General features: G+C 44.4%; 8 protein-coding genes. All 8 read left to right on the forward strand.

The features are described from left to right. The first annotated feature begins 266 nt into the window (after positions 1 to 266). Positions 267 to 5,237, forward strand: coding sequence for a T9SS type A sorting domain-containing protein (locus IPM47_18345; GenBank protein ID QQS28780.1), 4,971 nt, complete (start codon positions 267 to 269; stop codon positions 5,235 to 5,237). Positions 5,238 to 5,356: 119 nt separating this feature from the next. Next, positions 5,357 to 6,835 carry a hypothetical protein gene (locus tag IPM47_18350; GenBank protein ID QQS28781.1) on the forward strand — a complete coding sequence of 493 codons (1,479 nt, stop codon included), beginning with the start codon at positions 5,357 to 5,359 and terminating at the stop codon, positions 6,833 to 6,835. A gap of 204 nt (positions 6,836 to 7,039) precedes the next feature. Then, the gene (locus IPM47_18355) at positions 7,040 to 7,687 is read left to right on the forward strand and encodes a T9SS type A sorting domain-containing protein (protein ID QQS28782.1); all 648 of its coding nucleotides are present in this window, start codon (positions 7,040 to 7,042) and stop codon (positions 7,685 to 7,687) included. Positions 7,688 to 7,816: 129 nt separating this feature from the next. Then, on the forward strand, positions 7,817 to 9,313 hold the full coding sequence (locus IPM47_18360) for a hypothetical protein (GenBank protein ID QQS28783.1): 1,497 nt from the start codon (positions 7,817 to 7,819) through the stop codon (positions 9,311 to 9,313). Positions 9,314 to 9,414: 101 nt separating this feature from the next. Continuing rightward, entirely contained in the window at positions 9,415 to 10,779 is a 1,365-nt protein-coding gene (locus tag IPM47_18365; protein ID QQS28784.1) for a T9SS type A sorting domain-containing protein, read from the forward strand. A 118-nt stretch (positions 10,780 to 10,897) separates the two neighbouring features. Then, a complete protein-coding gene (locus IPM47_18370; protein QQS28785.1) occupies positions 10,898 to 11,137 on the forward strand; it encodes a hypothetical protein in 240 nt (79 codons plus the stop codon). 23 nt (positions 11,138 to 11,160) lie between these two features. Then, positions 11,161 to 12,378 carry a hypothetical protein gene (locus IPM47_18375; protein QQS28786.1) on the forward strand — a complete coding sequence of 406 codons (1,218 nt, stop codon included), beginning with the start codon at positions 11,161 to 11,163 and terminating at the stop codon, positions 12,376 to 12,378. Positions 12,379 to 12,531: 153 nt separating this feature from the next. Then, on the forward strand, positions 12,532 to 13,179 hold the full coding sequence (locus tag IPM47_18380) for a T9SS type A sorting domain-containing protein (GenBank protein QQS28787.1): 648 nt from the start codon (positions 12,532 to 12,534) through the stop codon (positions 13,177 to 13,179). Positions 13,180 to 13,196 lie beyond the last annotated feature (17 nt).

Consider the following 13,196-nt stretch of genomic DNA (forward strand, 5'->3'; position numbering starts at 1 on the left):
TTTATTATTGCAAGGTTCGATTTTTTACTACTTTTTCTGATACAAGCATAATTAAGTTTTCAACATTTTTTTGAATGTTTAATACAAGTAATCTCACAATTCACTATCTTACACCATCATAAAAAAACACATTGGGGAACACAAACTAACTAACAAAACATTCTTTAAACCGCATTAAAACACCAATTTATGCGTAATGAAAAAAGTTCTTTCCCAGTTTCATGCTTTAAGTACCTGGTTTTCTTCGTATCTCTTTCCTTATATATATGGGGGGGGGTAATGTGTATATAAAAGCACAGGAATCAACATTTGACGAAATGGATGATGAAGCTTACAATCTGCTTTACATGATGTCGGTTTCCGATACCTCATTTATGGCTATTTGCAATATGGCAGATAACTACCTCCAAAGCCATCCCAATGCAAACCGTTTTGCCAAGCATTATGCAAGATGGAATATGTTTTGGAGTAATAGAGTTGGCCCGAACGGCAGCATTTTTGATGCCAGAAATGCCATGGCCAATTGGACAGAAAACGAGCCTGTTTGCAACGAACAAGGAAACTGGCATACGCTTTCTTCAAAACTATGTCCTGATATTCAGGCAAGAGGAATTGTGATTAGTGTATATTCCCCTCCAAGTACTCCAAGTACCATTTATGCAGGAAGCAATACAGCCGGGTTGTGGAAAACAACCGACGACGGTTTTAACTGGGTGTGTATAACGGACCAAATCCGTATGCCTGGACTTGGAATTAATTCTATATTGTTACTTGAGGAATCGGAAGATTGTACTGAAGAATTGTTAATAGCTTCGGGACTTACTTCTCAGGTAGCTAATCATTACGGTATTGGAGTTTTGAAATCTTGTGACGGGGGTGCAACTTGGGAAGAAAGCAATCCTTGGTCGGCAAGCTGGGGAGAAGTAAGCGTAAAACTGATGCAAGACCCGACGGACCCGAATACCGTTTGGTGTTTAGGAACCGAAAGCCTTTGGAAAAGCAATGACAGAGGGGCAACTTGGGAAGCCATCGAAAATTTACCTGCCGTTAGTGTAAACGGTCTCCATTTTTCTGATATGGAATTTTTATCCGGCAATCCAGACATCATATTTTTAAGCACTAGAGGCGGTGATGCCCAATTATATCGCATAGACAGCATTGACCCCGTAACTCATACAGCAACATGGGTAAATTTAACGCCCAATCCAAGCAATCCGAAACAACAAATTTTATTAGAAACTTCCGGAAACAATATTTTCACAATGTATAGGACAACCTATAACGGAACCAATTACGTTAATACAATAAGCCGAAGCAACGATTTGGGCAATTCATGGACAGATAATGATCCTGTCGGTATTCAAAATGAAGGAATAAACCATGCCCTTGTAACCTTTAAAGTAAACCCAATTGATGAAAACGTAATGTACTTTGGCAAGGTTGATTTATATAAATCAACTGATGGGGGATACAACTTTATTCAAAAAACAGTCACTAATTCAAACGTTCAAGGAACGGGGCCAAACTCGTTTCATTGCGACATAAGGGCATTGCAAATTCAATCGGCCTCTATCGGTGGGAATAGCGATGTACTATTGATTGGCAATGATGGCGGAGTTAGTCGAAACTCATTTGGAGGAGCACCTAATCAATATCTAAATCTCAACCGCGAAAGCAGCACTGCCGGCAGCAGCCTTAATATCACACAGTATTACGATATTGCCAACTCCTCTTTAAGACCGGGTGTTGTAGCCGGAGGCACACAAGACAACAGCTTTTTTAAGTACGAAAACGGTCAATTGGTCTGTTATGTCAAAGGAGGGTGTGATGACCCTGTAGCAACCACAGCTTTAAAAGGCGATGGCGGACAAACCATTATCAGTTGGGCAAATCCCGATATAGTCCTTACAAGAACAAATGGACTTTTATATCTTTCAACTGATGGTGGCAATCAGTTTCTTGAGTCCATAGCACCCGTTTCTGGAGTTGAATCCTTTTTTGATCCTAAAATGGTTCAAGATCCAAAAAATTCCAATATTGTTTACTATGCAAAAGGGCATTGGTTCCATAAAATAGATTTAAGCTTAAACCCTCTCGACGAAGTCTTAAGTGTTCTATTTACTGGAGTTGGCGGTGTTAGTGCTTTGGCTGTTGCTCCATCAGATCCTAAAACAGTTTTTATTGCATTTAAAGATTTTGCGGTTGCTAACAGATTTTTTAAGTCTGAGAATGGTGTTGACTTTATAGATGTGGCATCATTTTCTCCCGATATCGGCGGCATTACAGGGAATTTCGTTATCACCGATATTGCCATACATCCGCAAAATCCCGAAAAAATATGGATAAGTCTAAGCAACTTTAATCAGGGAGCGCGTGTTAAGCACTCCTCGGACGGCGGTGAAACATGGGGTGAATTCGGTTCGGGGCTGCCCGGAGTACCCGTTAACAAATTAGTCTATCATGTCGGCTCGAACGATGTCATTTATGCCGCCACAGACGTGGGAGTGTACCGGTACAACCCCGATACCGAAATTTGGGAATGTTACAACAACGGGCTTCCCGTTTGCGTGGTCAAGGGAATCGAAATAGACTATTGCAAGCAACTCCTGCACATTGGTACGTTCGGCCGCGGTATTTGGGAGTCCCCATTGGCACCCCTTACCAATACCTGGCAAATCACCCAAAACACAACTTGGGAAGCCAATATCGTTACCAACAGCAGTACCGATATAGAAATCATGCCCGGCGCAAAACTCACGCTGAGAGGTAAGCTTAATCTGGCAGAAAACAAAAGGGTGATTGTCCAAAGAGGCGCGAAATTGGTGATGGAAGGAGACGGCAACCCCGGCAGCGACAATGGGCTACTGACCAATGGTTGCGGCGACAGACACCTCGGCATTGAAGTATGGGGCAACCCCGCCGTCCACCATGAATCATTGTTTCCCACAGGGGCAAACCCAGCAGACCTCAGTGCTACCGACTACGACGAAGACGTTACCTTAAATGCCGAAGACCCGGGCATGGTCATCCTCAAAAACAACGCACGCATAGAATACTCGCGTTCCGCAGCCATCACCACACAAAGACGGGGCGGAGACTTCCCCGAATACTACGGGGGGATTGTATATACCGAAAACAGCAACTTTCACAACAACCGGAAAGCTGTCGAAATGATGCAATACAAACCCTTCAATTTCAGCCATTTCCGCGACTGTACCATCACCGCCGACAGCAACCATTCCATACCTTTTGAAGGCATTACCATTTGGGCTTGCAAGGGCATCATCGTCAATAACTGCACCTTCAGCAACAGTAACTCCGCCATTTACGGCAACTGCACCGCCATGACCACCCACGATGCCGAAGATCTCGAAATCAACAATGGCTGTAGGTTCGAAAATGTAGTTAAAGGAATTATCCTTCAGGCAACAAATGTTTCACTTGGTAGCGCGGTTATAGGCAACGATTATACCGATGCCAATGTTTTCCAAAACTGCCGGTTAGGCATCCAAAACATGCAGACCAGAGAAATGGATGCCCGAAACAATACCTTTACCACCTCAGCCACCATTACCCAACACATCACCCTGGCAGGAAAATGCGGATACCAAATCACCAACAACGCCTTTGTCGGAGGAAGCACCGCTGTTGCCGCCTTCTTTACCGGCAACCTGAGCCCGGGTAACAACATCATTGACTGCAACACCTACCAAGAATGTGGAACCGGCATCTATGCCAACGAAGACAACAGCGGACTCCATTTCTACAATAACGACTTCACCACGCTCAACGCCGACGTGCAGCTCGACAACAACGGAACACTGCCGAACCAAGGTACTTGGGACCCTTCATTAGTACAATTCCTCCCCTATTTTAACTTCTTCACCCTCGACAACCCCACCACCCGAATCACCACTACGGGTACGACCAATCCGTTCTTTTACTACTACCATACCGACCCCAATAATTTTACGGCAGAAGCCAACGACCGCCTCTTGCCCCACTGCTTCACCGGTGAAACCCCGCCTTTCACGGGATGTACAGCAACATATAATTACAATGCTATAGAAACTACCGTACCTGGCTCTTTTATCTATCTCGGCTGCCTCGATCTAAATGGCGATGGAAATCCCGGAATACTGCCCCCAGACGAATGTGAAACTCAAGCCTGCTATGAAAGCCAAAAACTATTGATTACCGAATTGGAAAACCAGAAAGACGGAGGCAACAAAGAAGAACTGTTGAACGAACTCTACTACAGCCCCGAAGCATTAGAAACTTACCAAAGATATATGGACGCAGGTCCCTATCTGACAGATGAGGTACTGACCGAAGTTGCCGAACATCCCCTCCTCAGCCCTACACGAAAAGCCAATATCCTGCTGGCTAATGCACCCCTTAGCAACAATATGATGAATATTGCCTATCAGCACGTAAGTACCACAGTTTACCAAATGCTGTATGCCATTAAGCATTACCTTAAAATTTCTGACCGCGACCGGTTAGATATGCGCATCGGCACCGAAGTACAAAAGAAGGAGGGCTTGTTTAACAAACTATTTTCAAAGTATTTAGCCGACAAGGACACAACAAACCTGTATAGTTTCCTGATGTCCGAAAACACACCTTATACCCTTCGTTGTTTAATCGGTCAGAAATGCAGCAATGGTAATTATTCAGAAGCCCAAACCTTGTTAAACAGTCTGCCTGCCAATACATCGGACGAACAGGATTACAAAATTGTACAACAAATAAACCTACAGTTTCAATCTGCAACTACGGAAGCATTTAGTCTATCCGAATCCCAATACCAAAACCTGCGCAACATTGCCGACGCCCAAAGTTTTCAATCCCCGAGTGCTTGCGCTTTGTTAAGCTTACTAACTGGAGAGCATTGCGAGTTTCTTGTACCCGATGATTTTGAAAACGGTAAAACCGGTTCTCCGCCCTATCCAAAGGTTTCTCTGGTAGACCTCAAAACAGCTAACAAACTTTGGGTACAACCGAACCCGATCAAAAGCCAAACCAATATATTTATTCCGGCTTTTTTGTTTGAAGAAAATACCTGTTTACAAGTCTTTGATATCAATGGTCTGTTGTTACAACAAATAGCTCTTGATAAAGGACAAACAGTCATTATGCTTGATACTGAAAAATGGGCTAATGGTTTATATATGTTAACTTTGCAGAGTGGAAATGTGCGTTTAGCTCAAACTAAACTAATGGTACAGCATTAGTATTTTTATCAATTTACAATAGACGTAATTAAATTACACTTATCGTAAAAACTTTTTAAAAAATGCCTGTATGAAAAACAAATGCGCTGTACTTAATAATATTTCTTAATCTCTTCAGTTTGAAAGCACAAGAGTATTATATAAAGACCGTTTCTGTTGAAAATACTGTTTCAGATAATGGTTTGGATATAATTGCAGACGAAGAAGGGTATGTTGTTTTATGTGGTTCAGTTGGAGGTACCGGTTTTTTTAAAGTTGATTTTGACGGAGTAGAAATATGGCAAAACTATTTTAATTTCCCGCCATACGAACCCGGTGTCACCGGACTTCTTCAACTGCCTAATGAAAACTACTTATTAAGCGGAGCAGTAGTTCAAAGCGGTATGCTTTATCAAGATCTTTTTACTTTTGTAAACAAAAATGGTGAAATATACAGGCATGTTTTACATGGCGATACTATGGATAACAGGGCACCATATAGTATTAGTCGCGACAACCAAATTGTTTCTTATACAAGCATTACGCCACCCGGCATTGGGTTAGAGCAATACAATTATACATTGTTGTTAACTATGGATACCATTGGAACAGTACATCGAAGGGATACCATAATAAATATAGAAGGATTTCCGAGATGTGGCTCGGTAGACCTCCTCCTCCTTCCCACGCAAGAGTACATATTAGGCATAGGTGCGCAAAACGAACCCGACAAAATCTACGGCTACCTCCGAAAAACAGATACAATTGGTAACACCATCTGGGAGCAGGCTATAAATAATGTTGGTTTAGCACTTCCACCTATTCACTTGGCACTGCTACAAAATGGTCATTTTGTAGCAAGTTGGGTAGATCTCTTAGGGGGTGCAACAGAGAACAGAGGCAGTTACTTTGTAAGAAGCTATGATACAGATGGCAATATAGACTGGCAATACACTTTTGTAAGTAATGATTACGGTCGCAATATCCAAGATCTATATGTATGCGCCAATGGCGATATCATAGGCTGCGGCTATACCGGCAATTTTGAGATTACCGGCAATCCGACCTGCTGGATATTCCGCCTAAGTCCGCAAGGAGAGTTGATTTGGATGCGCGAGTATATCTATTGGGAGTCGCTGGCGCAGTTTATGCTGCTGTACGCCGTTACCGAAGACCCCTATGGCGACATCATAGCCACGGGCTATGCCAACCGCCCCGACCCCGAAACCGGTTTTTGGAAAGGTCAGGCGGTCTTGCTGAAAGTAAACGCCATGGGTTGTTTTGGCGAGGGCGGCTGTACCGATACCACGATAGTACACTCGGTAGTTACGGGCATGGAAACTCCTAATAACGGTAGTGTTGCTGCTTCACCCCCGCCCGTTAAGGTAGCCTGGTTGGGCTATGGCGAAATGGCAGTATTTTACAACCTGCCCGCCGCGCCTGCGGCGCAGTTACATTTATACGACATACAGGGCAGGCATATCGCCACCCAAACCCTTCCGCCCTACGACATCTTTACCCCCCTCCAAACTCCGCCCCTCCCGCCCGGCGTGTATCTCTACGCCGCAGAGCAAGGCGGTATGATAGTGGCGAGGGGGAAGGCGGCGGTGGTGCGGTAGGGTGGGCTTATAAACGCTGTTTGCGTTGGAAACGCAGACTGCGTAACCGTACCAAAACACCCTAACTTTTCAATGGGTTTCAAAGTCCCCTTCAGGGGATTTAGGGGTAACAGGGGATTTAGGGGTGACTGGCAAGCACTTATGTCCAAACAGATTTTACAAACCGTATCATTTTTTCTATCTTCACACAAAAAACATAAAGCAATGATACTATTTGTCCTTTACAACTTCCTGCTATCCGAAAACACCCCCTTTGCCCTTCGCAGTTTAATCGGTCAGAAAGCCCGCCATGGCAATTATGCCGATGCCCAAACCCTTTTAAACAGTTTGCCTGCCGAAACACAAGATGAGCAAGACTACAAAACCGTACAGCAAATCAACCTGCTACGCCTGTCGGCAATCAATGGCTTTGAATTAAGCGAAGCGCAATATGAAACCCTGCACTGCATAGCCGATGCCTACGGCACCCAGGCCCCTGCCGCCCAAGCCCTGCTCAACCTGCTGACGGGCGAGCAGTTTGAGTGGTGGATGCCCACCGGTAGCGAAAAAACTACTCCGATATCCTACCCGAAAGTAACCATTAAAGACCTTAAAACTACAAACCGGCTGTGGGTGCAGCCCAATCCCGCCAGCCAATATATAAACATCGGCATACCGCCTTTCCTTACCGAATCTCAAACCACCCTCTACCTGTTTAACACACAAGGTAAAATTGTTCAGCAATTAGTTATTTCCCACGGTGAATACACTGTGGGCTTGTCCACCCACCACCTTCCAAACGGTGTATATTTCCTGAGCCTAATCGCTGATGGAATCCGTATAGAATATACCAAATTTGTTATCCAACACTAACATCTCCACTGAGCCTCCCATGTCAGCCTGCTATATGAAGGTTGCCGTGGGAGGTATTATTATATTAACTGAGCAAATACCCCTCAATATGAAAGTAGTAAACCTCGGACGTATATTATTTATATTGTTTTGGTCTTTCACGCCTTTGCCGGCACAGGAGTACTACATCAAAACTATCGGCATCCCGGAACCAGTTCCGATAACGGGTCCCGAATTATTTCGGAGGCAGACGGATATGTGGTAGCGTGTGGTTCTATTTTTGGCGGAGGTTCAAATTCGGGTATAGGAGTGTTTAAATCAACTATTTCAGGCGAGAAAGTTTGGGATAGTCAGATAAGCAATTTCCCGTACGACATACATGGTTGGGGATTGCTTCCAATACCAAATGCGTATATAGTTTCAAGTTATGATTATCTGCCGGGTTCTAATTGGCAAGATGCTTTCAGAAAGCTAAATGAAAACGGAACTGTTTCGAACACCCTTTATCATGGCGATACTTTACGCAATGGAGCAGCTTCTATGATATATGAACAAGGCAAAATTGTAGCGGCGACAAGTTACGGTATTGTAAACCAGTACACACACAGCGTTTTGTTAAAATTAGACACAAGTTTACAAATCACAGCTTCTTATGAACTTGAAAATGTCGGCGACTTTAATTTTAGTATGCCTGCCGACCTCCTCCTCCTCCCCACACAAGAGTATATATTAGGTATAGGCGCGCAAAACGAACCGAACAAAATCTACGGCTACCTCCGAAAAACCGATACTATTGGTAACACTATTTGGGAGCAAAAACTAAGTGAAGCAACTCCACCTATTCCGCTTTTGCACTTAGTTTCAATGCAAAATGGAAACTTTGCAGTTTCTTGGATGGAATTACTTGGAGGTGATACAGGTATTAAAGCATCTTATTTTGTTCGCAGCTACAATACATTGGGAGAGATACAATGGCAATATACTTTTGAAGCCATTGGCTACGGTCGCAACATTCAAGACCTGCATGTATGCGCCAACGGCGACATAATAGGCTGCGGCTATACCGGCAATTTTGACATAACGGGCAACCCCACAAGTTGGATATTCCGTTTAAGTCCGCAGGGTGAGTTGATTTGGATGCGGGAGTATGTTTATTGGGAGTCGCTGGCGCAGTTTATGCTGCTGTACGCCGTTACCGAAGACCCCTACGGCGATATAGTGGCCACGGGCTACGCCAACCGCCCCGATCCCGAAACCGGTTTTTGGAAAGGTCAGGCGGTCTTGCTGAAAGTAAACGCCATGGGTTGTTTTGGCGAGGGCGGCTGTACCGATACCGCCATTGTCCACTCGGTAGTTACGGGCATGGAAACTCCTAATAACGGTAGTGTTGCTGCTTCGCCCCCGCCCGTTAAGGTAGCATGGTTGGGCTATGGAGAGTTGGCGGTATTTTACAACCTGCCCGCCTACCCTGCGGCGCAGTTACATTTATACGACATACAAGGCAGGCATATCGCCACCCAAACCCTTCCGCCCTACGACATCTTTACCCCTCTCCAAACTCCACCCCTCCCGCCCGGCATCTATCTCTACGCCGCCGAGCAAGGGGGTATGATAGTGGCGAGGGGGAAGGTGGCGGTGATGCGGTAGTTTGTTTAAAAACCTCATAGTTTTGGCAAAACTATGAGGTTTGACATATACCGGCAATTATCAAAACAACTATATTTGTCCAAACTAAATTGCAGAAAATTGTGGATTCTCAAGGCAACCCCACCACCCGCATTACCACCACCGGAACCACCTCCCCTTTCTTTTACTACTACCATACCGACCCAAACATCTTTACGTCCGATGCCAACAACCGCCTCGTGCCACACTGCTTCGCTGGCGAAACACCCCCCTTCCCAGGATGCGCTATCGCGTATAATTATAGTGCGATTAATATTACCGACTTACCAACAGGTTATACTTACAACGGTTGTTTAGATTTAAACGGCGATGGCTTTCCAGGTATCTTGCCCCCCGATGAAGAATGCAAAACCCGCGCTTGCTTAGATAGCCTCAAACTCCGCATTGCTGTTTTGGAAACCCAAAAAGACGGGGGCAACAAAGAAGAACTGTTGAACGAACTCTACTACAGCCCCGAAGCATTAGAAACCTACCAAAGATATATGGATGCGGGGCCTTATCTGACAGATGAGGTACTGGCCGAAGTGGCCGAACATCCCCTTCTCAGTCCTACCCGAAAAGCCAATATCCTGCTGGCTAATGCCCCCCTTAGCAACGATATGATGAATATTGCTTATCAACATGTAAGTACCACAGTTTACCAAATGCTGTATGCCATTAAGCATTACCTTAAAATTTCTGACCGAGACCGGTTGGATATGCGCATCGGCACCGAAGTACAAAAGAAGGAGACCTTGTTTAACAAACTATTTTCAAAGTATTTAAACGACAAGGACACGACTAACCTGTATAGCTTCCTGCTGTCCGAAAACACACCTTATACTCTTCGTTGTTTAATCGGTCAGAAATGCGGCAATGGTAATTATTCAGAAGCACAAACCTTGTTAAACAGTTTGCCTGCCAATACATCGGACGAACAGGATTACAAAATCGTACAACAAATAAACCTACAGTTTCAATCTGCAACTACGGAAGCATTTAGTCTATCTGAATCCCAATACCAAAACCTGCGCAACATAGCCGATGCCCAAGGTTTCCAGTCCCCGAGTGCTTGTTCTTTGCTAAGCTTACTAACTGGAGAGTATTGCGAGTTTCTTGTACCCGATGATTTTGAAAGCGGTAAAGTTGGTACTTCTCCCTATCCAAAAGTTACTCTGTCCGACCTCAAAACAGCTAACAAACTTTGGGTTCAACCGAACCCGATCAAAATTCAAACAAATGTATTTATTCCGGCTTTTTTGTTTGAAGAAAATACCTGTTTACAAGTCTTTGATATCAATGGTCTGTTGTTACAACAAATAGCTCTTGATAAAGGACAAACAGTTATTATGCTTGATACTGAAAAATGGGCTAATGGTTTATATATGTTAACTTTGCAGAGTGGAAATGTGCGTTTAGCTCAAACTAAACTAATGGTACAGCATTAGTATTTTTATCAATTTACAATAGACGTAATTAAATTACACTTATCGTAAAAACTTTTTAAAAAATGCCTGTATGAAAAAAAATGCGCTGTACTTAATAATATTTCTTAATCTCTTCAGTTTGAAAGCACAAGAGTATTATATAAAGACCGTTTCTGTTGAAAATACTGTTTCAGATAATGGTTTGGATATAATTGCAGACGAAGAAGGGTATGTTGTTTTATGTGGTTCAGTTGGAGGTACCGGTTTTTTTAAAGTTGATTTTGACGGAGTAGAAATATGGCAAAACTATTTTAATTTCCCGCCATACGAACCCGGTGTCTCGGACTTCTTCAACTGCCTAATGAAAACTACTTATTAAGCGGAGCAGTAGTTCAAAGCGGTATGCTTTATCAAGATCTTTTTACTTTTGTAAACAAAAATGGTGAAATATACAGGCATGTTTTACATGGCGATACTATGGATAACAGGGCACCATATAGTATTAGTCGCGACAACCAAATTGTTTCTTATACAAGCATTACGCCACCCGGCATTGGGTTAGAGCAATACAATTATACATTGTTGTTAACTATGGATACCATTGGAACAGTACATCGAAGGGATACCATAATAAATATAGAAGGATTTCCGAGATGTGGCTCGGCAGACCTCCTCCTCCTCCCCACGCAGGAGTACATATTAGGTATAGGCGCGCAAAACGAGCCCAACAAAATCTACGGCTACCTCCGAAAAACAGATACAATTGGTAACACTATTTGGGAGCAAAAAATAAATGATTATAAAAGCATCACCGCCCCACTTCATTTAGCTGCGCTTCAAAATGGCAACTTTGTAGTTTCATGGGGACAAGAAGAGAGTGTTAATCAAGAGTATGGAACTTTTGTACGTTGTTACAATGCTGCAGGTGACAGTATTTGGCAATATACTTTTTCTATTACCTTGGCAGGCTACGGTCGCAACATTCAAGACTTGCATGTATGCGCCAACGGCGATATAATAGGCTGCGGCTATACGGGCAATTTTGATATTACCGGCAATCCCACCTGCTGGATATTCCGACTAAGTCCGCAAGGAGAGTTGATTTGGATGCGGGAGTATGTTTATTGGGAGTCACTGGCTCAGTTTATGCTGCTATACGCCGTTACCGAAGACCCCTACGGCGACATAGTGGCCACGGGCTATGCCAACCGCCCCGACCCCGAAACGGGTTTTTGGAAAGGTCAGGCGGTCTTGCTGAAAGTAAATGCCATGGGTTGTTTTGGCGAGGGCGGCTGTACCGATACCGCCATTGTCCACTCGGTAGTAACGGGCATGGATACCCCGCCGCCACAGGCAGGTAGCGACGTTGCGGTTTCTCCCGTAAAAGTAACATGGTTGGGCTATGGCGAAATGGCAGTATTTTACAACCTGCCCGCCGCGCCTGCGGCGCAGTTACATTTATACGACATACAGGGCAGGCATATCGCCACCCAAACCCTTCCGCCTTACGACATCTTTACCCCCCTCCAAACTCCGCCCCTCCCGCCGGGCATCTATCTCTACGCCGCCGAGCAAGGCGGTCTGGTTGTGGCGAGAGGGAAAGTGGCGGTGTTGCGGTAGGGTTCATTTAATGTTCGGAAGGGCAATCCTTATAGGTTTGCCAATCCTATAAGGATTTATCCCTGCCTTTGACTGCTACCCCGCAGACATCCGCCTCCTAACTTTTGTTCAAACAGTATTATTTTTCTATCTTCACACAAAAAATATAATGCTATGATACTATTTATCCTTTACAATTTCCTGCTCTCCGAAAACACCCCCTTTGCCCTTCGCAGTTTAATCGGTCAGAAAGCCCGCTATGGCAATATTACCGGTGCTCAAGCCCTGCTATACAGTCTGCCTGCCGATGCGCCTGATGAGCAGGACTATAAAACCGTGCAACAAATCAATCTTCAACGCCTGACGGCAACCGATACTTTTAGCTTGAGCGAACCCCAGTACCAAGCCCTGAGCAATATAGCTGAAAGCTACCAAACCCAAGCACCCGCTGCCCAAGCCCTGCTAAACCTGCTGTCGGGCGAACAGTTTGAGTGGCAGATACCACTATATACCGGCAAAACCACCCCGCCCCCTTACCCACAAGTACCGCTCATCAATCTGAAAACCGAAAACAGATTATGGGTACGCCCCAACCCGGCAAAAGAGCAGGTAAGCATTAGCATACCCCTCTTTTTTGCCGAAAAACAAACCGAACTATACCTGTATAATACCCAAGGGATAGCAGTGCAGCAGATACCTGTTGCTTATGGCGAGTACGAACTCAGCATACACACCCAAGATTTGCCAAACGGCGTTTATATCCTAAATCTTATGGCTGATGGTATTCGCGTAGCGCAAACCAAATTGCTTATTCAACATTAATATTATCCAATCTCTAC

The sequence above is a fragment of the Sphingobacteriales bacterium genome (assembly GCA_016700115.1).
GTDB lineage: Bacteria > Bacteroidota > Bacteroidia > Chitinophagales > UBA2359 > UBA2359.